We start from the raw sequence: 22,929 nt of genomic DNA on the forward strand, positions 1-22,929 counted from the left end.
ATGAAACGCTTTTTATATCCGATACAAGGTTTCATAACACTCTTAAAAAAAGATGTAAATTTTGTGATTCATTTAATTGCCGCGATATTAGTAGTTATGTTTTCATTTTATTTTCAAATTACAAAGATTGAATGGTTATTTGTGATTATTGCAATTTTTTCTGTATTGTTTATGGAAGTCATAAATACTTCAGTAGAATATGTCGTTGACCTTGTTACTGAAGATTATCATGAACTCGCCAAGCATGCTAAAGATACAGCCGCGTTTGCAGTTTTATTATCATCAATCATGAGTGCGATTATTGGAATAATCATTTTCATGCCTTATATAATCGAATTATTTTAGGAGGGATATTATGGATTTTAAAAATGAATGGCAGGATGGTGTTAAGGCAGCGCGAGAAAAAGCATATACACCGTATTCAAATTTTAAAGTGGGTGCATTTTTAATCGCTAAAGATGGTACGACATTTGATGGATGTAATGTTGAGAATGCAGCATATGGTGATTGTATTTGTGCAGAACGTACTGCACTTGTCTCAGCAATTGCACAAGGATATAAACCAGGAGATTTTGAAGCGTTGGTTGTTACAACTGACACACCAACACCTTCATCTCCATGTGGCTCATGCAGACAAGTAATTAAAGAGCTATGCGATGATGAAATGCCAGTATACTTAACAAATATTAAAGGTAATGTAATCAAACTTACTGTAGATGATTTATTACCGTTAGGGTTTTCAGGAAGGGACTTAGAAGATGTCAAATAATTTTAAATCAGGATTTGTAGCGATAATTGGTAGACCCAATGTCGGAAAGTCAACTTTTATGAATAAAGTGCTTGGACAAAAAGTTGCGATTATGTCAGATAAAGCACAGACTACAAGAAACAGAGTGCAAGGCGTACTAACAACAGAACAATCTCAAATCATATTCATCGATACGCCAGGTATTCATAAACCGAAACATGTATTAGGTGATTATATGATGAAAATCGCTAAAAATACATTACGAGAAGTTGATGCAATATTATTTATGGTAAATGTAGAAGAAAGTTTAGGACGTGGTGATGAATTTATCATTGAGCTTTTAAAATCAAACAAGACACCGATTTTCTTAGTCTTAAATAAGATTGACAAGATTCATCCGGATCAACTGATTAAAGAAATTGAAAAATATAAGGACTTGTTACCGTTCGCTGAAGTAGTGCCAATTTCAGCTCTACAAGGAAATAATGTTGATCGATTAGTGGAAGTAATTGAAGGTTATATGCCGGAAGGCCCGATGTATTATCCGAAAGATACAATTTCAGATCATCCGGAAGAATTTATCGTAGCAGAATTAATTCGTGAGAAGGCCCTGCATTTAACAAGCCAGGAAATCCCGCATGCGATTGGTGTTCAGGTTGAAAAGATGACACGTGTTTCAGAAGATCAGGTAGATATTGAGGCGACTATATATATAGAACGTGATTCTCAAAAAGGGATTATTATCGGTAAGAAGGGGTCGATGTTAAAACAAATCGGTCAAAATGCACGAAAAGATATCGAAATGTTACTAGGTTCTAAAGTTTATTTAGAACTTTGGGTGAAGGTACAAAAAGATTGGCGTAATAAACCGAACTTTATTCGTCAAATCGGTTACAGAGAAGATGAATATTAATGCTTAAAAAGTCTGTTGGTATTGTTATCAAGAGAGTTGAATATGGTGATAATCATTTGATTATCACTTTTTTAAATGAAGCTGGTATAAAAGTAGCAGTGATGGCTAGAAATGCGCGTAAATCTACAAAGTTTGGTGCAGGTTTAGATTTGTTCTATGAAAATCTATTTATATTTTCACAATTTAAAGGAATGGGAACACTAAGTTCTGTAGATACATTAGAAAGTCATTATCCGATTCGTAGTGACATAATGAAATTAACATATGCGCAATATATTGTTGAATTGATTGATAGAGGTCTCGATGATGATACGTCAAATAAACTGGTTTTTCAGTTATTGAAATTTGGCCTGGATAGGATTTCACAGGGTGATAATGAAGCATTAATTGCATTATTTGTTTCACTCAAGATGATGGCGCTTTATGGGTATGAACCCAACTTTAAATATAGTGTCCATGACGGTGCGATGGACCATAAAGATTTTGTCGCATATTCTTTTAAATATAACAGTGTCGTGACAAAGTTTGGAGAAATAGATGACCCTCATGCTATCCGTATCTCAAATAAAGCATTGTACATGCTCTATTTACTCGATGAAGTACCTCTGGATAAAGTAAGTGGAATGAAGATTAGTGACGAAGTTGTTCGAGAGATGGAATCACTTGTCTTTAAAATGTATGATGAATTTGTAGGCGTCTATTTGAAATCTCGCAAAATTATTGAACAGTTAAATCAGATGAATCAATAATAAAAAGCACTCATGAATGGTATATCATGAGTGCTTTTAAAATTTATTTTAGAATTTAATTTTTTCTTCTAAGAATGATTTTACTTCACTGATTGGCATACGTACTTGTTCCATTGTGTCGCGGTCACGTATTGTTACTTGATTATCCTCTAATGAATCAAAGTCAAATGTAATACAGAATGGTGTACCGATTTCATCTTGACGTCTATAACGTTTACCGATTGATTGACTTTCATCAAAGTCAATCGCAAAGTATGCGCTTAATTCTTCGTATACTTTCATAGCATCAGCAGACAATTTCTTACTTAATGGAAGGATTGCTGCCTTATAAGGCGCTAATGCAGGGTGGAAACGTAATACTGTACGTTTGTCATCACCTTCTAAAACTTCTTCATCATATGCATCACATAAGAATGCTAATGTTACACGGTCAGCACCTAATGATGGTTCAATAACATAAGGTACGTATTTTTCACCTGTTTCTTGATCGTGATATTTGAAGTCATCATTTGATGCATTCATATGAGCTGTTAAGTCAAAGTCAGTACGGCTTGCGATTCCCCATAATTCTCCCCAACCAAATGGGAATTTATATTCGATATCTGTTGTTGCATTTGAGTAGTGAGATAACTCATCTTCGTCATGGTCGCGTAATTTTGTATTTTCTTCTTTGATGCCAAGATCTTTTAACCATTTAGCAGAAAATTCTTTCCAGTAGGTCTGCCATTCCATTTCAGTTCCAGGCTTACAGAAGAATTCTAATTCCATTTGTTCAAATTCACGTGTTCGGAAAATAAAGTTTCCTGGAGTAATCTCATTACGGAATGATTTACCGATTTGAGCGATACCGAACGGTAATTTCTTACGCATAGAACGTTGTACGTTCTTATAGTTCACGAATATACCTTGTGCTGTTTCAGGACGTAAGAAGATTTCATTAGTAGAAGATTCAGTAACCCCCTGGAATGTTTTGAACATTAAGTTAAACTGACGAATTTCCGTCCAGTTTGCTGTGCCTGATTCTGGACATACAATACCTTTTTCGTCAATAAACTGCTTCATTTCGTCAAAACTCATACCATCAGCAATAAAGTGCTCATCACCTTGAGCATGCATGTAGTCTTCAATTAATTTATCCGCACGATAACGAATTTTTGAGTCCTTATTATCGATCATAGGATCATTGAAGTTTGATAGGTGTCCACTTGCTTCCCATGTTTTTGGATTCATTAAGATTGCTGCATCTAATCCAACATTATAAGGTGATTGCTGAACAAATTTTTGCCACCATGCGCGTTTCACATTATTTTTTAGTTCTACACCAAGAGGACCGTAATCCCATGTGTTTGCTAACCCTCCGTAAATTTCACTGCCAGGAAATACAAATCCACGATGCTTTGCAAGATTAACGATTGTTTCCATTTTGTTTTCCGTCATGTTGATATCCTCCATTTATTTTTGAGTAAACAAAAAGTCCCAAGGCAAATTGATTGCCTTGGGACGAGTATATATACCCGCGGTTCCACCCAAATTAGTGTTTACTCGCTTTTAATTATTAACAATGTAAATGTACGCCAATTTATTGTTAAGCTTTCACCATCCTTAACTCGCTTATTTAAAATATAACATGAAAATTGAATGAGCTCAATTGTTAAGCGATACATTTGTAAATTTATTTATGAGTAGGTATAATATAATAAATAAACTATGTCTACTATTGGGGTGATTGTCATAGAATTAAATAAAAGACAAGAAAAGATTTTACAAATTGTAAAAAATAATGGCCCCATCACCGGTGAGAAGATTGCTGAAAAATTGAATCTAACGCGTGCTACTTTACGTCCTGATCTTGCAATCTTAACGATGGCAGGATATTTAGATGCACGTCCTCGTGTTGGTTACTTTTATACAGGGAAATCCAGTACTCAGTTACTTTCAGAATCGATTAAGAAGTTTCGGGTGAAAGATTTTCAGTCGGTACCAATCGTTATTCATGAAGATTCAAGTACATATGAAGCAATCTGTGCGATGTTCCTGGATGATGTAGGAACTTTGTTTGTAACAAATAAAGACAATCATCTTGTTGGTGTATGTTCCAGAAAGGATTTACTCCGTGCATCGATGGGGGGACAAGAAATTCATACAACACCGATTCATGTTTATATGACACGTGTCCCAAATGTCTCTGTTTGTTATAAAGACGACTTATTATTTTATGCTGCAAAACAAATTATTGATAAACAAATTGATTCAATTCCAGTTGTTGTTGAAAAAGACGGACATTACGAAGTTACCGGTCGAATTAGCAAAACTACTATAACGAGAGCATTTGTTTCTCTAATCGAAGATGAATAAGGAGAATTTATTTTATGAATGAAATGAGATTAATTATTGCATCAGATTCAGTTGGTGAAACAGCAGAACTCGTTACAAAAGCATGTATTTCTCAGTTTAATATGTTAAATAACGTTGTAGATACAATTCGTCTGCCATATATTGAAACTCATGAAAATATAAATGAAGTTATCAGCCTGGCTAAAGAACAGAAATCTATCGTTGTATACACTTTAGTTAAACCGAATGTCAGAGCTTATATGCAGTCTGAATTAGCAAAACATAATATCAAAAGCGTAGATTTAATGGGGCCGTTAATGGGGCTTTTAGAAGAAACGCTTGAAGAAAAACCGTTAAATGAGCCTGGTATGGTACATAAACTCGATGAAGATTACTTTAAGAAGATAGAAGCAATTGAATTTGCTGTAAAATATGATGACGGTCGAGATCCGCGCGGACTTTCAAAAGCTGATATTGTCTTGATCGGTGTTTCACGTACGTCAAAGACACCTTTAAGTCAGTATTTGGCTCATAAAAGATTTAAAGTCATGAATGTTCCATTAGTACCGGAAGTTGATCCGCCTGATCAGTTGTTTGAAATTGACCCTAAAAAATGTATCGCTTTAAAAATTGATCCTGAAAAATTGAATAAAATCCGAATCGAACGCTTGGCTCAACTTGGATTAAAAAATGATGCCAACTATGCAAAAGATCAACGTATTTTAGAAGAATTAAAATATTTTGAAGAGATTGTTTCAAGAATTAATTGTGAAGTTATTGATGTTTCGAATAAAGCAATTGAAGAAACAGCGAATGAAATCATTAAAATAATTACTAGAAATTAATATGGGTATGATGAGGTGGAAGTTTGCAAATCGATCCAAAAATAATTAATGAAATACGGGAAAAGAATGATATTTTAGATGTTGTAAGTCAATATGTGAAATTAGAAAAAAGGGGACGTAACTATATCGGTTTATGTCCCTTTCATGATGAAAAAACACCATCATTTTCAGTATCTGTTGAAAAACAGATTTGTCATTGTTTCGGATGTAAAAAGGGTGGAAATGTTTTTCAGTTTATCGAACAAATAGAAAATGTCTCATTTATTGAAGCAGTTAAAATATTAGGTGAAAATGTTGATATCAAGATAGATGTCCAAAGTGATAACCCAACAGTTGAAAATGACCATACGAAAATGGTTGAAATGCATAACTTATTAAATGATTATTATCACTATGTATTAAAAGCAATTGAAGAGGCTGAACCAGCTTTAGAATATCTTCATAAACGTGGTATAGATGACGATTTGATTGCCAAAGAAAAAATTGGTTTCAGTCCGAATGTAAGTCATTTTGCGTTAGATTTTTTAAAAAAACAAGGATATGATGAATCACTTGCATATGAAGCGGGTCTTTTAAGCAGAAATGAGGAAAATTTCAGTTATTTTGACCGTTTTCGTAATCGTATTATGTTTCCTATCCGAAATGCACGTGGAGATACAGTTGGCTTCTCTGCGCGAAGTTTTGATGGTAGTGAACCCAAATATTTAAATAGTCCTGAGACACCGATATTTCAAAAAAGAAATATCCTTTATCATATTGATGTTGCACGTAAACCAATTCGAGAAACAGATGAAGTAATTTTACTTGAAGGTTTTATGGATGTATTAAAGCTTGGTGAAGTAGGTATTCATAATGCGGTAGCAACAATGGGTACAGCATTAAGTAGAGAGCATGTAATATCACTGAAAAAACTCGCACAAAATATTACGTTAATGTTTGATGGAGATAGAGCTGGTATTGAAGCGACACTAAAATCAGGAAAGACATTACTTTCAGAAGGATTAAATGTGTTTGTAGTACCGATTCACAAAGGAAAAGATCCGGATGAGATGATTAGAGATTTAGGTGAAAATCAGTTCTTAGAATATTTTCAAACGCATAAGATTAATTATTTAAGCTTTTATATGCAATATTATCAGAATGAAATAAAGAATAATGATTTAGCATATGAAAAACATTTGAATAATATTATTCAAGATGCTAAACTTATGAATTCTGAAGTTTTACAGAAAAAAGTATTGCATGAAGCAAGTGATTTGTTTAAAGTAGATTTTGACAGTCTAAAATATCAAGTACAAAAAAATCAGAAAAAGCGTCCATTTAATCATATTAATGTTGGTATCAAACAAGAATCATTAAACAAGATTGAGACTGCTGAACGCGTGGTACTAAAACATTTTATGACAGATAAATATTTATTCACACAATATAAAGATTCTCTGTCTGCACATAATTTCTCAAATGCATACCATAGATTGATTTATGAGGCTTTAATAGGGTATTACAATAATGAAGACCAATTTAATCTCAGTCAATTCATCACACATATTCCTCAGGATATTCATGAGGTATGTTTATCAATTGACAGTATGTTGGTTAATTCCGAACCTACTACAGAGGAAATAAATGATTATGTATATGTCTTTAATGAAGAGCAGCATGAATTAACACATGTGAGTCAGCTGAAACAAGCTTTAAAAGATGCAATTGCTACCGGTGACATGGAGACACGCGATAATATTGTGAGAGAAATCATTCAATATCAAAGATCAAAAAAGCACTAGACATACTGGGAGGTTTTAAAATGGCTGCAAAGAAATCCGATACGACAACGAAAATCGCAGAATTATTGACATTAGAACAAGTAAAAGCACAATTACTTGAGACAGGTAAGAAGAATGGACATTTAAGTCACGAAGAAATCGCTGATAAATTACAAAATTTTGAGATGGATTCTGATCAGATGGATGAATTTTTTGAAGCGATTGCCGAAAATGACATCACTTTAATCAATGAAAAAGATGCAAATGATACAGATGATAAGATCAATCTTAATGATTTATCTGCACCTCCAGGTGTTAAAATTAACGATCCTGTTCGTATGTATTTAAAAGAAATTGGACGCGTTAATTTATTAAGTGCTGAAGAAGAAATTGAACTTGCTAAACGTATTGAGCAGGGGGATGATGAAGCGAAAGCACGACTTGCAGAAGCAAACTTACGTCTTGTTGTGAGTATTGCAAAACGTTATGTAGGACGTGGTATGTTATTCCTTGATTTAATACAGGAAGGTAACATGGGTCTAATTAAAGCTGTAGAAAAGTTTGATTTTACGAAAGGATTTAAATTCTCAACTTACGCTACATGGTGGATTCGTCAGGCAATCACGCGTGCGATTGCTGACCAGGCAAGAACAATTCGTATACCAGTGCATATGGTAGAAACGATAAACAAGTTAATACGTGTACAACGTCAATTACTTCAGGACTTAGGACGTGATCCTTCCCCGGAAGAAATTGGAGAAGAAATGGATTTACCACCTGAAAAAGTTCGTGAAATCTTAAAGATAGCACAAGAGCCAGTTTCACTTGAAACACCGATCGGTGAAGAAGATGATAGTCACTTAGGTGATTTTATTGAAGATCAGGACGCACAAAGTCCAGCTGATCATGCTGCATATGAGTTATTAAAAGAACAATTAGAAGATGTATTAGATACATTAACAGATCGTGAAGAAAATGTTTTAAGATTACGATTTGGTTTAGATGATGGACGTACCCGTACGCTTGAAGAAGTAGGAAAAGTGTTCGGTGTAACGAGAGAACGTATACGCCAAATCGAAGCAAAAGCTTTACGTAAATTACGTCATCCATCTAGAAGTAAACGTCTTAAAGATTTTATGGATTAAAATTTCAATTTAAATTGTGAAAAGTCTTTGACAATCACTGTTTTTAATATAAAATAGATATGTATATGGTGAAATTAAAGGGAGGTAAATTGAATGAATCGTAATCCAGTAATTCCGTTTTTACTTATTATGCTTATGGGCGTAGGCTTAATCTTCTTTATGTCAGCACATGGTGCTAACAAAGCTGAAGAAGAGGGTGAAGGCGGAGCTAAAACTGAGCAAAAGTTTGATGCTAAAACTTTCGCAAAAGATAACTGTACGTCATGTCACGGTCAAAACTTAGAAGGTGGAATGGGACCTAAATTAGCAGGTATTTCTGACACTGAAAAAGCTAAGAAGATTATCCGTGAAGGTAAAGGTGCGATGCCAGCACACGACGCTTCAAAAATTTCTGATAAAGATTTAGATACTTTAGTGAAGTATTTAAAAGAAGCAAAATAATAAACAATTAAAATCTTTTGCCAAGTGCAAAAGGTTTTTTTTTGAAAGGATATAAAATGATACCATTAAATAATAGATTAAAGACAGTTGCAAGGTATATACAGCATGAACGTTTAGCTGATATAGGGTCCGATCATGCTTATTTACCTCTATATGCATTAGAAAATAATCTGATTAGATATGCGATAGCTGGTGAAGTGGTTACTGGACCGTTTGAAGCTGCAGTTCAGAATGTTAGAAAGTATAATGCTTCCACTTCTATAGACGTACGTCTTGGTAATGGATTAGAAGTCATTAAACCGGGTGAAGTTGATGTAATTACTATTTGTGGTATGGGTGGACCACTTATCGCAGACATTATTACTACTGGTAAAGATAAATTAAGTAATCATCCACGTCTAATTCTGCAAAGTAATATTCATACAGAAGCAGTTCGTCGTGCACTTGTTTCACTTGGATATGAAATTATCGTTGAAGAGATATTGAAAGAAAAAAAGCATACCTACGAAATTATCGTTGCTGAATATGCCACTGAAAAAGTGGCATATACACAAAAAGCACTGAAGTTCGGCCCAATTCTTTTACAAAATAAAAATGAAGTGTTTATCGAAAAATGGAATAGAGAATATCAGCATTTAATAAAAGTATTATCAGCGATAGAACACGATCCTGTTCATGCACAAAAACATGAACAGCTAAAAGAAGAAATCTCATTATTAAAAGAGGTGTTAGGTTATGTTGATTAAAGAGTTGTTAAAGCAAATCAATCAGGAGATACCACTGCAAACTGCAGAAGAGTGGGATAATGTAGGTCTTCTAATTGGAGATGAAGAAGCTGTAATTACAGGTATTTTAACAGCGCTTGATTGTACGTTAGACGTTGTAGAGGAAGCTAAAGAAAAAAATATAAATACTATAATTTGCCATCATCCACTGATTTTTAGTGGTATAAAATCAATTCTTCATTCAGGTTATGGAGAAGTAATCAGAAGCTTAATAAAGAACGACATACAGTTGATTGCATTACACACAAATTTGGATGCCCATCCTAAAGGTGTTAGTGCAATGATTGCTGAGCGTCTTGAATTAAAGGATATAGAAATATTATTACCTGAACAAAAATCGATACTAAAGTTACAGATTTTTGTTCCGTTAGCATATGCTGAACAATTTAAATCAGCGTTGGCAAAGGTAGGTGCTGGACAAATTGGTGATTATGATCACTGTTTCTTTTCAATAAAAGGAACTGGCGAATTTCGTGCATTAGAAAATGCTAACCCATTTGTCGGTAGTAAAGGTGAAATCCATGTGGAAGAAGAAATGAAGATTGAATGCGTCTTTGAATCATCGTTGAAATCTGATGTATTAGAAGCGATAAAAACACATCATCCATATGAAACACCTGCTTTTGATATTTGGTCAATTGACGTCCAGGCTGAATATGGTACTGGTGTAAAGGCAGCCTTGATGGAACCTATTTCATTATCTGATTTTGCTAAAATTGCCAAAGAGAAATTAAATCTGGATGTTATTAAGATGATAGGTGAAGATAAAGTTATTAACACAGTTGGGATAATTGGCGGGGCAGGTATGGATTACATGAAAGATATTAAGCGAACAGGTGTTGATGTGTTTATTACAGGTGATATTAAGTATCATGAAGCACATGATTTAATAATGGCAGAACTTGCTGCGCTTGATATCACACATTATGCTGAATATGTTATGAAAGATGGCCTCAAAGCACTTTTATCCACTTTTATCAAAGATATAAATATCGTTGTTTCACAAATAGATACAAATCCATTTAAAGTAATATAAAAAAAGAGCGATGCTTAAACTAAGGTTTAAGCATCGTTTTATTAATCTAAAATTTTTACAGGTGTTGCATTTTTAATTTTAGGTAAGATTTTTTCTGTTGGTACACCTGACTTTTCTGGTATCGGCTGTATATTTAATGGATCGTAAGATTTAATATAATCGATGACCTCTTTTACGATTGGTGTTGGTGTTGAAGCCCCGGCGGTTACAGCGATCGTTGACTTACCCTGAAGCCATTCAAGTTTTAGTTCGCTAATGTCAGAAATTCGGTAAGCTTCTGTATGAGCGATTTCTTTAGATACTTGTGCTAAACGGTTAGAGTTATTGCTTTTTGGGTCACCAACCACGATTAATACGTCTGCTTGTCCTGCTTGATTTGCAACTGCTTCCTGGCGTACTTGTGTCGCTAAACAGATTTCTTTATGCACTTCGATATGTGGATATTTTTTTTGTAGTTCGTCCATAAGATGTTTTACATCCCATTGACTCATTGTTGTTTGATTTGTAACGATAAGTTTATTGTTTTTTAAATCTTCATCAAGGTTGTCGATATCGTTGATATTTTCCACAAGATGTACGATTTCCGGTGCGACACCAACAGCGCCTTCAGGTTCCGGATGTCCTTTTTTACCGATATAGATGACATGATAACCTTCTGCTTTTTTCTTACGAATCAATGTATGTGTGTTTTCTACATCCGGACAAGTTGCATCAATACAAACAAGTCCCTTTTCTTTAGCACGGCGTTTTACTTCAGGACTTACACCATGTGCGGTAAATATAACTGTACCTTCACTGATTTTCTCTAATATTTCTAATCGGTTTGGTCCATCGAGTGTAATGATACCATCGCTTTCGAAAGCATCAGTTACATGTTTATTATGCACGATCATACCTAAAATATATATTGGACGTGGCAATGATTTATCAAGTGAAGCATTGCGTGCAATCACCATGGCATCAACGACACCGTAACAATATCCACGAGGTGTTATTTTAATAATTTCCATCGCATTTTCCTCCTATTAATCTGCTTAATAAATAGTATAACAAACTTTTAAAGATGATTAGAATATTTTAATTTTAACAATGATTGCTTTCTTTTTCGTATTCTTTCCTATATAATACATGAGATGAACATAAAAGGAGGATTATGATGGACAAACACCCATTTGAGTTATTTGAACTTGCACCATATTTAGTAGAAGCGGTGGAAGATTTAAATTTCAACCAGCCAACAGAAATCCAGAGAAGAGTTATTCCTAAATTAAAAAAAGAAACACACTTAATTGGACAATCACAAACAGGTACAGGAAAATCGCATGCATTTTTACTACCGTTAATTAATAAAATTGATAAAGAGGTACAGCATCCTCAAATTATTATTCTTGCACCTACAAGAGAGCTTGCAAAGCAGTTATATGATGCAGCAGAGCATTTAATTTCATTTACAGATGGTATAAAAGCAGGGCTTTATATTGGAGGTACTGATAAGAATAAAGATATTCAAAAATCAAAAGTACAGCCACAAATTGTTATCGGGACACCAAATCGAATAAAAGATTTAGCAGAAGAAAATGTGTTACATATTCATTTAGCGAGAGCTGTCGTTATTGATGAAGCCGACTTAATGATTGACTTAGGATTCTTGCCGACAGTTGATAAGATTGCTGCAAATGTATCGCGTGAAGCACAAATTGCTGTATTTTCTGCTACGATACCTAAAGCTTTACATCCATTTTTAAATAAATACTTATCTAAGCCGGAATTTATTGAGATTGAACCTGACGCAAAGACAAATAAAAATATTACTTTTTATCTTGTACCTACGAAAAGTAACGATCGTAAAGAACAGTTAACTAAAATAATGTCTACGATTAATCCTTATCTCGCAATTATTTTTGCGAATAGTCGTGAACGTGCGGATGAAGTAGCTGAATATTTACAAGATCAGGGGTTAAAAGTAGGTGTGATTCATGGCGGTCTTGCACCACGTGAACGTACACAGCAAATGAAACGTGTGAAAAATCTTGAATATCAATATGTCGTTGCGAGTGATCTTGCAAGTCGTGGTATTGATATTGATGGTGTTAGTCATGTTATCAATTATGATATTCCACGTGATATTGCTTTCTTTACGCACCGTGTAGGGCGAACAGGTCGAGGAAACTATACTGGTGTAGCAATAACGATTTATACACCAGATGAAGAAGATTTAATCAATCAGATTGAGAAACGTGGTTTCTCATTCATTCATAGCGATGTTAAAAATGGTGAATTAGTCGAAATTAAAGATAGAACTGAGCGCCAATCACGTAAGAAAAAAGAAGATAATATCGAACAGAACTTAAAACATAAACTAAAAGGTAAGAAAAAAGTGAAACCGGGGTATAAGAAGAAATTCCGTTTTGAATTAGATAAGTTAAAACGTAATGAGAAAAAAGCCCATTCTAAACGTACGAATAGAGAGAATAAAAAAAGGTAGGGATTTAACATGCTAATTGGATCTCATGTATCAATGAGCGGTAAAAAAATGTTGCTTGCTGCAGCAGAAGAAGCAGCGAGCTACAATGCTTCCACATTTATGATATATACAGGGGCACCTCAAAACACACGTCGTAAACCGATAGAAGATTTGAACATAGATGCAGGTCTTGCATTTATGAAAGAAAATAATTTATCGAATATTGTTGTGCATGCACCTTATATCATCAATATCGCTAACACAGTAAAACCTGAAGTGTTTGAACTGGGTGTTGAGTTTCTTCAAAAAGAGATTGAACGTACAGAAGCAATTGGCGCAAAAGATATCGTGCTTCATCCTGGCGCTCATGTTGGTGCTGGTGAAGATGCGGGTATCAAGAAAATTATTGAAGGGTTAAATGAAGTTTTATCTAACAATAATGATGTTCGTATTGCATTAGAAACGATGGCAGGTAAAGGTTCTGAATGTGGCAAATCATTTGAAGAACTTGCTGAAATTATTTCAGGTGTAAAGAATAATGCCCGACTATCAGTTTGTTTTGATACATGTCACACACATGATGCGGGTTATGATATTGTCAATGATTTTGATGGTGTGTTGGAAGAATTTGATAAAATTATCGGTATTGATAGAATTAAAGTTGTACATGTAAATGACTCAAAAAATGTACAGGGTGCGCGAAAAGATCGTCATGAAAATTTTGGATTTGGCAACATCGGTTTTGATGCATTATCAAAAATTGTTTATCATGAAGTCTTTAAAGATGTACCTAAGATTTTAGAAACACCATACGTTCAAGTTGGCGATGATAAAAAAAATAAAAAGCCACCGTATAAATTTGAAATTGAAATGATTAAAAATAATCAGTTTGATTCTGATTTACTAGAAAAAATTATGCATCAATAAAATTTAAAACAGGGATTAATCTTTGATTAATGCTTGTTTTTTATCTCAAAAAGGACTGAAGCGATTGGAGCCAATATTTGAAATTCGAAATGTATCGTATCGATATCCAGATAAAGTAGCATTATCAGATATTAACATCAGTATCTATCCGGGAGATTTTCTGGCGATTGTAGGACCGAATGGTTCAGGTAAGTCAACATTGTTAAAATTAATCCTGGGTATATTAAGGGTACAATCAGGCAGCATTTATATGAACGGAAAGAATATGAAATCACAAAAAAAACTTACGGGTATCGGTTATGTTTCTCAAAAAGCAAACGCGAGCAGTGGTGGTTTCCCGGCTACGGTATTTGAAGTTGTAAGAAGTGGTTTAATTCAGATTAAACCGTTATTTAAAAAATTTAATAAACTGGATGAACAAAAAGTTGAAGCGATGCTGGAACGATTAAATATCACGCATTTAAAAGATAAAAATATATCTCAGCTTTCTGGTGGTCAACAGCAACGTGTATTTATAGCACGTGCACTCATATCAAATCCTTCTGTATTAGTACTCGATGAACCGACTGTTGGTATTGATGCAAAACATGTAGCACAGTTCTATGAATTACTTGCGCAACTTAAAGCTGAAGGTATCACAATTCTACTAGTAACGCATGATATTGGCGTAGTCGTTGATACAGCCACACAAGTTGCCTGTCTCAACCAGCATCTGCATTTCCACGGGACAACACATCAATTTAAGTCATTAGATGAAGTTGAAATCTCTAAAATTTATGGTCATCCTGTACAGTTTGTTGACCATAATCATAGTAGATTATGCTGCGGTGTTGAGAATGAATAGTAAAAACCAATAGTTAAGATTATTCCCATAATAGCAGAGTTTAGAGCGGATTATTTAATCCGTTCTTTTTTTTGTTTTTGAAGCAAAAATTCATGATGGGATTAAATCTAGTTTTTCTATTACTTTTTATAGTTAAAGACATCTATAAAATTTGGTATATAATTAAATTAATAAGTAAAAAAGGAGATTATCAAAATGAAAAAACTATTAGCAAGTGCATTATCATTATCAATTTTACTTGCAGGATGCGGACAAGAAGAAAATAAAGAAGAAACTAAGAAAGAAGTAAAAAAAGAAGTTGTTAAAAAAGAAGTTGTTAAAAAAGATAAAGCTAATGATAAAAAAGCAGAAGATGCTAAAAAGAAAATTAAAGAACAAAAAGAAAAAGTTACGACAGAACAACCTACAACAGAAGAACCGACAACTGAAATTAATACACAGTCTACTGAAACACCATCTACTGAACAAGTTCAACAAAATAATAATAAAGCAGATGTCAAAACAAATGAATTTGGTGAAAAAATAATTGGTTATACAGCTGACGGTACTGAAATAATTGGATATGCACCAGATGGTACACCAATTGTTGATGAAATGAGAAAGCAGCCTACACCAGTAGTTCAACCATCTGATGCTGAACAAGCTGAGTTTAGAAAAAATCTACCTAATGGACTTTCTTCTGGTGAAATTCAGTTAAGAAATTTAATTCTTAATGGTCAGTATACTGAGCCTGATGCTCAAGAAAGATTAGCTGAGATCAATAGTCTTGAAGCTAGATATGGAAAATAAATAACACAAATTAACGCTTCATATTTGCCAAAATTCATCTATTTAACTATTACTATTCTATTTGTCCAAAATGCTGTGGAGATATAAAGCTTAAAAATGATTCTGGTATATGATTTATTTTTAACGAAAGATAAACGTTTACAAACTATCTCAATTTAAATTGTCATGATATAATTATATTGTATTAAATTTACAAATAGGGGATGATTAATATGACAAAAGACAGTGCTAAAATTAATGAACAATTAGTTCAATTATTTCAAAGTGAAAAGCATCTTGAAACACTTTATGACAACAGCATATTACATAATTATATAGCATTAATTATTATAGAAGAATTAATAACAGATGTACCTAGTAGATTAATAGTTAAAGATAATGATGATACTATTACTGTACAATTTATTATTGATAAATCACTTCATAAGATAATTTACAACAAAAATAATAAAACAGTAGAACATATAATTTTAAATGATAACAAAATGATTAGACTATTAAATGATTCAGATGTACGAGCTATTAAATATACAGGATTACAGTATAAAAACAGTATTAATGAAATAGAAGTTTTACTGTCATCAAGTGATGCATCAAATATCGCGTTTGTTAAAGAATTAATTAATATGAATAAATAGATTACATATTAAAAAGGGGATTAGATCAGATGATACAGATAAAACAATCATACTATGTAGAACACAATTCCAAACTTTATAAAGTAGATGTACTTGGTGATTCTAATAATAATTACACTCACGCTATTGTGATTGGTGAAAACTATTTTAAACAATTGGAACTTAAAAGTTATGAAGATAAGGTTGAAGATGTTGTATTGAGTCATTTAAAAGCGTTTGTAAGATAATATTTTCTAAAAATAAAATCAGAATTTTATCATTAATAATATGTCTACTGACAACTTTTTGTCACAATTTAGACACATTTAAAATTGAAATTCCAAAAATCATCGGAAAAAAACGACATTCGTTGACAATAATAATGTAGAGATATGTTTTATCAGCGGTGGGGAATTCTTTTGAATATCTCTATATAAAACAACCATACTATATGAAAAGGAAAATATAAAACTTGTTCTTGTTGTAGTCAAACAAAATTAGCTGTGGATGATAGATATTTTAGAAGAAGAAAAGATAGCATTGACGGTTTAAGAGGTACTTGCAGAGATTGTGAATATAAAAAGTAGTTTTACGGACATTATACTCGACATTTATCTGGTTATTTTCGCAATTACTATTGAAGAGGTATGTATCGGTCATTTTCTTTTGAAAATCTCTACATAAAACAACCATACTATATGATAGGGAAGACATCCGTTCAAATCTTTGAAAACTTCTTTAAAAATCGACAATACTATTAAAGAGATATGTTTCTATAATCTCAAGTTAGGAAATCAGGAATAAAAAAGGACATTAAAGTATAATGTATATGAAGAGGTATTACACAATACGTGAGTATTCATTTTATATAGATTTTACCCTTGTTAATCCAGCGTTTTATCAATATCTTACTAAAATGATTACACATATATCTATATAGTATAAATAGAGATTAATACTCATTACCTCCTAATGATTATTATATTATTTCTAAATTCATTTTCCATTTCCTTTTTTTAATTTATTATTTATTAATCATCTCCTGAAGGTGTCCAGTAAAATGGGCATCTTTTTTTGATGGATTGAATAGTAATAATTTGCTAAGGAATTGGAATAATCATAAATCAATAGAAAGGAGCTTATCAAATGAAAGAACAAATTAATAAAGAGTTGCGTTTGAAGATGAAACAGTTTAGATCAGAAAATTACAATCCACCAATTCGAGTTTTAGCTAAAGAGTGCAATATGAATTACACAATGTTCGCAGACTGGCTTAGAGGTGATAAAGATTATACTGAAACATCATTAGTTCGTATTAAAAAATTTCTAAATGGAAAAGTTTAAAGTATATGCCTCTATTACGCAAAATAATATTTAAAATCAAGGAGACGATATATAATGAATAATAAATTAAATGAAGTGAACATTGAAGATGTAATTAAAGCTGTTGAGAAATTAGTAAGTAATAATAAAGAATATCAAATGTCAATTTATGATACTGTTGAAGATTTAAATAATTTAAGAATAACAGTGCAAAGTTTACAATTTAAATAATTTTAAAAAGATATTAGTCACAAACATTTCGCTTCGCTTCATGATTTGTGCCTTTGTCGCAACAAGTTGCTCTTTGTTAAATTGATATTAGTTTATCTATAAGAAAATGAAAAAAGTTAAAAGTGGAGCGTAGCGGAATGTTCTGAATGTGTCCAATAAAACATATTAGAATAAGTAAAAAATAATAGAGTACGAAGTTTGTTTAACTATAGTAGCTCTTTAGTTAAAGGAACTTTGTACCCTATTAAAGAATGAATGATTGTCCCCCTTTAACTACCTAATAAGTAATATATATTATTATATCTTATTAGGTAGATGAGGGGGGACAATAGTGAACGCTTAGAAAAAATATATAAATACAAGGAGATTATAAGATGGAAAATATTATAAAATATGAAATTGTTAATAAAATAAAAAAGCAATACAATGAAATTGATTATGAATATCTTAAAGAATTAGAGACAAGATTAATAGATGTTGAAGAGATTTTAAAATCATTTTATTTTAAAGAAGATTATGATAATTATCTAGAAGTAAAGCGAATTAAAAAAGCTAGTAAATTAGAAAGTATCAAACGTGAGCTTGAAAGATTCTATGAGTTTGTAGAAATTGAAAAAGTTGGTCGTAAAAACTTTTATAAATTATCTGGTTTATATCCATTAGAATACTTACCTCTTGAAAAAGAGAAATCTAATTCAAGATCAAAAGAAGATTTAAGATCATCACTTGAAGCAATTATATTGTACGCATTAAAGAATAAACGTGTTTCTTCTGTTGATATGACTACTAATGAGTGGCTTGTAGATTTAGGTTTAATTACAAGAAGTGTTCTAGATGATTATAAGTTATTCAATAATAGAAAGTATAGTGAAAAAGCTGTTGAAGCAATATTCGCTAATGTTTATTCAAATGATTATATTAAATATGAAGAAAAATATATGAGCTCTTCAACATTTATTGAACGTAAATTAACATATCAAGAAAAGAAAGAATTACTAGAAAATTATTTTAAAATTATTGATATTCTAAGAGATACATTTGTTAATGCTGTAAAACATCTTCATGATAATAAAATGATTATTCATAATGCTGATGTTTATTACGGAACTGAGTTGAAAGAAGTATTAAACGATGATTTTGAAAAGGAATTAGTTAAAGGTGATTTAAAACGTTTTGAATTAGAAGAGATTGCTAAATATATTGAAATCGAAAAGAAAATTAGAACAAAATTAGATTTAGATACAGATAGAAGATTCTATATGAATAGAACGTTTGTTAGCATGATGAATAAAGAAACAGCTAAAGGTTTAAAGGTTAAACTATATGATGACTCAATCAAGAATGTAAAATATACTAATGTATTTAAAAAGAGATCAATTATTAATAAGTTTACTGATAAGCAGTTATTAAATTATTTTAAAAAGAATAAAGACGTTAAAGCTATGTATGACTTATTGAATGATGAGCTTGTTGAAAAATACAAAGGTTCAATATTAGTTAAGATGAATGAGCAACATGTAAAGAATACATACAATAAAACGGAATATTACATAAGAGTTAAAAATGACAAAATTGAAGAAATAAAAACTAAGAAATCAAAGGGTAAAGTTATTGGTAATGAAATGAGTTTTGTTTCAAATATTGAAGAGTCATTTGATAATTTAATTAGATTACAAAGTGTATATTTAGAATTTAATAATGAAAGTATTCAAGAGATAGCAAAAAATAAGCATTTCAAATATAAATTTGATTATATAGTTTAATACACATAAATAACACAAGGAGCTAACGCTTATGCTCCTTTAATTTTTATGGGCTATTTACTTAATTTAGAATAGATTTATCCAATTTATCATTAAATTAATTATAGCTCATATACGCATGATATTGCAAGAGAAATTAATAAGAATTTAGAGATTTTAAATAAAAAAATATAAATATGAAATGGAGATTATTAATTATGAATTTAAAATTTAACGGAACAAGTCCTGTGGAAAAAGAGTTAGTGAGTTTATTAGAAAAAGGTGAAGCTAAGTTATATGAAAGTTTAAAGCAAGTTGATATTTATGGGTGTATGAATCAGAAAGTATTTTCACATAACAGAAATACAGGAAAAGTCATTGAGAAGAAACAAACGTTTCATAAAGGAACTGGATATAACAGGGTCAAAGTTGGAGATAAGCCAGTTGAGGTTCATAGAATTATGGGTGAGTTATTTGTATATAATCCACAACCAAATGTTTTCGATACTGTAGATCACATTTGTCAAACAGATAAAACTAATAACTGTCCTAGAACAAATTTGAGATGGACAACGAGAGGTCAAAATATCAAATATCATCATGAGCATCAACGTAAGAACAATATCACTAGCAGTAAACGATTTTTAACAATGGATGAAGCTTTAGAGATTCGTATGAAACATGCATCTGGAACTTCAATTAAAGAATTAGCTAAAGAATATGACAAGTCTTACAGCGTGATTTATCAAGTTGTTAATAATATAACATACATAAATTTATAGATTTAATAAGTAATACTTACATATGAATTATCAAAACAGATATTAGGAGATTGATACATAATGATGAAAAATAATAATGAAATTGAATTTAAAAATAATGTAGAAGAGTTAGTTGAGTACCATTTTGAAAAAGTAATTACAATGACAACATCATCAAGAGCAGTTACAAGCTGTTCTCTTGATGAATATGTTGATAGAACTATTGATGATACTGAATTGAGTAGTATTGGTGCTAACCTTAAAATTATTGGGATTGATGATTTAAATGGAACGTCAAGACAAAGTAGATTAGCTAGATTTTATATAAAAATGAAAAAGAAATATTCTAGACAGTTAGATGTACCAGAAGATTTTATTCAAGTATTTGCAATGTTATTTGTTGAAGGTGCAAATGAGTTGGATCAGTTAGAAACATTAGATGAATTGTTAGCTGATGATAAATTATATAATACTAGAATGAAATATATTAGAGACCATATTGAAAATCACATTATGATTGAAGTTAATCCATACTCTAAAACAATAAGCTTAGCTAGAGATGAAAATGGTAAAGAAATCAGAAAGACTATCACACTTGATGGTGCTCAAAATTCAATTCATACAATTGTAAATAATGAAGATGAACAAAGTGAACTAATCAATTTTCTAGGTGATGAAAATAAGCTTTGGACGTATGGAGATAAAGCTCATTACAATCATTTTTTACAGTGGTTCATTGAGAATAAAGAACGACTATTAACTGAAAAACAGTTACAAAAATATGAAAGTTTAAAAGATATATATGTAGCTAAAACTGATAACAGTAAAGAGACTCAAGCTAATAGAAGAGCAATGTATGAAATGAGTAATCTTAATAAACAAGATATTAAAGCATTTAAGAGAATTGTAAAGAATCGTGTTGTTAAGAAATATAATGAAGAGTTTGGAACTGAAAATAAATATGGTTTCAATACTAATAATAGAAACAAGATGAGAGAAGTTTTTGAACAATATGTTGAGATGTGTAATGCATCTGATATGTTTGATGATGCGACTCATAGACAAATTGAATTGAGTAAATATGTTGCTCAACATTATGAAACTGAAGCGTTTGAAGTTGTTATTACTAAAGATTTAAGTTTAGATGAGAAAAAGAATATAGTTAGATGTTGTAAAGGTAAAGAGTTGTTGACTCATAGAGTAATCAGATTGATTAGACAAAACATTGAAGCTGAGTTAGAAAAAGAAGTAAGGGAAGTAGTTCCAGCATCTCAAGAATGGGAAGGTTACAGTGAATATACTTTTAATGATGTTAGACATGTACAGCAAAGATATTTAAATTTACATAGTGATGGATCATTGAAAGTTGATACGAGTAGACAAGAGCAAGAACATGAAGAAATGTTACAACAGAAAAATAAATATTATGAATTTGTGAATGAAGCTAAAAGTAGTGAATGTAAAACTTACTGTTTAAAATGTTACGAAGAGGGAGCGTATGTTAAAAAGCATACGTTCTTTTTTGATGAATTGAAAGCAAATGGTAATAAGAAATGTATTAAATTGTGTGAGAAATGTGATGCTGAGGAGCTGAAGAAATATGTTGTATAATCAGTGTTCTCATCCACGTTGTAATGAAGAAATTGAGAAACCTGAGAAATATTGTGAAAAACATAAACAAGATAAAAATAGTAATGCATACATAAGAACGAGAAGATTCATTAATGATAAATACGATAAGTTTTATTCAAGTGTTGAATGGAAACGATTTAGAAAAAGAATATTAGCAAGAGATGATTATGTTTGTCAGATGTGTAAAAAAGATGGAATTGTAAAGGTGGCTGATTTAGTCCATCATAAAACTGAAATTAGAAACGATTGGACTAAGAGATTGAGTAAAGAAAATTGTATAGCAATTTGTATAAGCTGTCATGAAAAGATACATGATAGAAGTAAAAATAGAATTAATTGAGGTAGCTAACAAGCTATCTCTTTTTCTATTAAAGTAAATATAAGGAGACTATGAAATGATAGATGAACAATTTTTAATAAATAAATTTAATGATGCAAAACGTGAACAGTTAGTTAAAGTATTTGTTGATAGTCATAAATTTTATTGTGAAAGTGCTGAAGAATTGATTGAACAAGTTAAACGTAAAAAAGAATATGATGATAGATTAGCTGGAATGAAAACGTATAAAGATTATATGAGTTAGTAAGTATTAATCTCACTGAATTTAAAATTTAAAGTAGGTGAGAAAGTTGTACAAAGATTTAACTGAAGAACAGATTGAGAGAATCAAGAATAGAATAGAAGAATTAGATTTAGATCATATTGAAGATGAAGCAGATTATAAAAGATGTTTTGAATATTATATGAATGAGTTGCTTAATGGTTATTTAGATGAGTATTAAGTTGAATGGTTGAATAAAAAAGAAAAGGACACTGATATTATTTGTCAGTGTCTTTTA

27 protein-coding genes are annotated in these 22,929 nt (G+C 31.5%); 25 read left to right on the top strand and 2 right to left on the bottom strand.

Annotated features, from left to right (window positions below; translation table 11 throughout):
* The 4 genes from JJJ02_RS02270 to recO are packed head-to-tail and all read left to right on the top strand — an operon-like array spanning position 1 to position 2,410.
* Positions 1-345: a diacylglycerol kinase family protein gene (locus tag JJJ02_RS02270; protein ID WP_111715215.1), complete on the top strand. Its 345-nt coding sequence runs from the start codon at positions 1-3 to the stop codon at positions 343-345.
* Positions 346-355: 10 nt separating this feature from the next.
* Positions 356-769 (top strand): cytidine deaminase, encoded by a 414-nt coding sequence (cdd, locus tag JJJ02_RS02275; protein WP_111715214.1) that lies wholly within the window; start codon positions 356-358, stop codon positions 767-769.
* Positions 759-1,661 (top strand): GTPase Era, encoded by a 903-nt coding sequence (gene era, locus JJJ02_RS02280; protein WP_240837096.1) that lies wholly within the window; start codon positions 759-761, stop codon positions 1,659-1,661. Before cdd ends, era begins: the two co-directional genes overlap by 11 nt.
* Positions 1,661-2,410 (top strand): DNA repair protein RecO, encoded by a 750-nt coding sequence (recO, locus tag JJJ02_RS02285; RefSeq protein WP_111715211.1) that lies wholly within the window; start codon positions 1,661-1,663, stop codon positions 2,408-2,410. Before era ends, recO begins: the two co-directional genes overlap by 1 nt.
* 48 nt (positions 2,411-2,458) lie before the next feature.
* On the opposite strand, the gene JJJ02_RS02290 is transcribed toward recO, so the two are convergent.
* Entirely contained in the window at positions 2,459-3,847 is a 1,389-nt protein-coding gene (locus JJJ02_RS02290; protein ID WP_111715209.1) for a glycine--tRNA ligase, read from the bottom strand.
* 285 nt (positions 3,848-4,132) lie between these two features.
* Here JJJ02_RS02290 and ccpN point away from each other — a divergent pair, with 285 nt between their 5' ends.
* From ccpN to JJJ02_RS02325, 7 genes are all read left to right on the top strand, one after another.
* Positions 4,133-4,765 carry a transcriptional regulator CcpN gene (gene ccpN, locus JJJ02_RS02295; RefSeq protein WP_111715539.1) on the top strand — a complete coding sequence of 211 codons (633 nt, stop codon included), beginning with the start codon at positions 4,133-4,135 and terminating at the stop codon, positions 4,763-4,765.
* Between the two features lie 14 nt (positions 4,766-4,779).
* Entirely contained in the window at positions 4,780-5,589 is an 810-nt protein-coding gene (locus tag JJJ02_RS02300; protein WP_111715208.1) for a pyruvate, water dikinase regulatory protein, read from the top strand.
* A 23-nt stretch (positions 5,590-5,612) separates the two neighbouring features.
* Positions 5,613-7,373 carry a DNA primase gene (gene dnaG, locus JJJ02_RS02305; RefSeq protein ID WP_240837097.1) on the top strand — a complete coding sequence of 587 codons (1,761 nt, stop codon included), beginning with the start codon at positions 5,613-5,615 and terminating at the stop codon, positions 7,371-7,373.
* A 20-nt stretch (positions 7,374-7,393) separates the two neighbouring features.
* Positions 7,394-8,497, top strand: coding sequence for an RNA polymerase sigma factor RpoD (gene rpoD, locus JJJ02_RS02310; protein ID WP_111715204.1), 1,104 nt, complete (start codon positions 7,394-7,396; stop codon positions 8,495-8,497).
* Positions 8,498-8,590: 93 nt separating this feature from the next.
* Positions 8,591-8,938: a c-type cytochrome gene (locus JJJ02_RS02315; RefSeq protein WP_240837098.1), complete on the top strand. Its 348-nt coding sequence runs from the start codon at positions 8,591-8,593 to the stop codon at positions 8,936-8,938.
* Between the two features lie 56 nt (positions 8,939-8,994).
* On the top strand, positions 8,995-9,684 hold the full coding sequence (locus JJJ02_RS02320) for a tRNA (adenine(22)-N(1))-methyltransferase (protein ID WP_240837099.1): 690 nt from the start codon (positions 8,995-8,997) through the stop codon (positions 9,682-9,684).
* Complete coding sequence (locus JJJ02_RS02325; protein WP_240837100.1) at positions 9,674-10,759, top strand: Nif3-like dinuclear metal center hexameric protein; 1,086 nt, start codon at positions 9,674-9,676, stop codon at positions 10,757-10,759. The genes JJJ02_RS02320 and JJJ02_RS02325 overlap by 11 nt, the downstream gene beginning before the upstream one ends.
* 41 nt (positions 10,760-10,800) lie before the next feature.
* Here JJJ02_RS02325 and JJJ02_RS02330 read toward each other — a convergent pair whose 3' ends face one another.
* Positions 10,801-11,769: a 4-hydroxy-3-methylbut-2-enyl diphosphate reductase gene (locus JJJ02_RS02330; protein WP_111715198.1), complete on the bottom strand. Its 969-nt coding sequence runs from the start codon at positions 11,767-11,769 to the stop codon at positions 10,801-10,803.
* A 146-nt stretch (positions 11,770-11,915) separates the two neighbouring features.
* Here JJJ02_RS02330 and JJJ02_RS02335 point away from each other — a divergent pair, with 146 nt between their 5' ends.
* The 14 genes from JJJ02_RS02335 to JJJ02_RS02400 all read left to right on the top strand — a co-directional run bounded on the left by JJJ02_RS02335 (position 11,916) and on the right by JJJ02_RS02400 (position 22,872).
* The gene (locus JJJ02_RS02335; RefSeq protein ID WP_111715197.1) at positions 11,916-13,244 is read left to right on the top strand and encodes a DEAD/DEAH box helicase; all 1,329 of its coding nucleotides are present in this window, start codon (positions 11,916-11,918) and stop codon (positions 13,242-13,244) included.
* Positions 13,245-13,253: 9 nt separating this feature from the next.
* The gene (locus JJJ02_RS02340; protein ID WP_240837101.1) at positions 13,254-14,150 is read left to right on the top strand and encodes a deoxyribonuclease IV; all 897 of its coding nucleotides are present in this window, start codon (positions 13,254-13,256) and stop codon (positions 14,148-14,150) included.
* Between the two features lie 64 nt (positions 14,151-14,214).
* Positions 14,215-14,994 (top strand): metal ABC transporter ATP-binding protein, encoded by a 780-nt coding sequence (locus tag JJJ02_RS02345; protein WP_240837103.1) that lies wholly within the window; start codon positions 14,215-14,217, stop codon positions 14,992-14,994.
* Between the two features lie 195 nt (positions 14,995-15,189).
* Positions 15,190-15,783, top strand: a complete 594-nt coding sequence (locus JJJ02_RS02350) for a hypothetical protein (RefSeq protein WP_240837105.1) — start codon at positions 15,190-15,192, stop codon at positions 15,781-15,783.
* 212 nt (positions 15,784-15,995) lie between these two features.
* Entirely contained in the window at positions 15,996-16,421 is a 426-nt protein-coding gene (locus JJJ02_RS02355) for a hypothetical protein (RefSeq protein WP_240837107.1), read from the top strand.
* Between the two features lie 29 nt (positions 16,422-16,450).
* The gene (locus tag JJJ02_RS02360; RefSeq protein WP_240837109.1) at positions 16,451-16,648 is read left to right on the top strand and encodes a hypothetical protein; all 198 of its coding nucleotides are present in this window, start codon (positions 16,451-16,453) and stop codon (positions 16,646-16,648) included.
* 898 nt (positions 16,649-17,546) lie between these two features.
* Complete coding sequence (locus JJJ02_RS02365; protein WP_240837111.1) at positions 17,547-17,744, top strand: hypothetical protein; 198 nt, start codon at positions 17,547-17,549, stop codon at positions 17,742-17,744.
* Between the two features lie 54 nt (positions 17,745-17,798).
* On the top strand, positions 17,799-17,954 hold the full coding sequence (locus JJJ02_RS02370) for a hypothetical protein (protein WP_240837114.1): 156 nt from the start codon (positions 17,799-17,801) through the stop codon (positions 17,952-17,954).
* Between the two features lie 374 nt (positions 17,955-18,328).
* A complete protein-coding gene (locus JJJ02_RS02375; RefSeq protein ID WP_240837116.1) occupies positions 18,329-19,717 on the top strand; it encodes a hypothetical protein in 1,389 nt (462 codons plus the stop codon).
* 197 nt (positions 19,718-19,914) lie between these two features.
* Positions 19,915-20,478, top strand: coding sequence for a helix-turn-helix domain-containing protein (locus JJJ02_RS02380; RefSeq protein WP_240837118.1), 564 nt, complete (start codon positions 19,915-19,917; stop codon positions 20,476-20,478).
* Between the two features lie 60 nt (positions 20,479-20,538).
* Entirely contained in the window at positions 20,539-22,068 is a 1,530-nt protein-coding gene (locus JJJ02_RS02385) for a hypothetical protein (protein ID WP_240837120.1), read from the top strand.
* Positions 22,058-22,429 (top strand): HNH endonuclease, encoded by a 372-nt coding sequence (locus JJJ02_RS02390; protein WP_240837122.1) that lies wholly within the window; start codon positions 22,058-22,060, stop codon positions 22,427-22,429. The genes JJJ02_RS02385 and JJJ02_RS02390 overlap by 11 nt, the downstream gene beginning before the upstream one ends.
* A gap of 55 nt (positions 22,430-22,484) precedes the next feature.
* On the top strand, positions 22,485-22,673 hold the full coding sequence (locus JJJ02_RS02395; RefSeq protein ID WP_240837124.1) for a hypothetical protein: 189 nt from the start codon (positions 22,485-22,487) through the stop codon (positions 22,671-22,673).
* A gap of 46 nt (positions 22,674-22,719) precedes the next feature.
* Entirely contained in the window at positions 22,720-22,872 is a 153-nt protein-coding gene (locus JJJ02_RS02400; protein ID WP_240837126.1) for a hypothetical protein, read from the top strand.
* Positions 22,873-22,929: the final 57 nt, after the last annotated feature.

This window comes from Macrococcus sp. PK, from assembly GCF_022501545.1.
GTDB classification, from domain to species: Bacteria; Bacillota; Bacilli; order Staphylococcales; family Staphylococcaceae; genus Macrococcoides; species Macrococcoides epidermidis.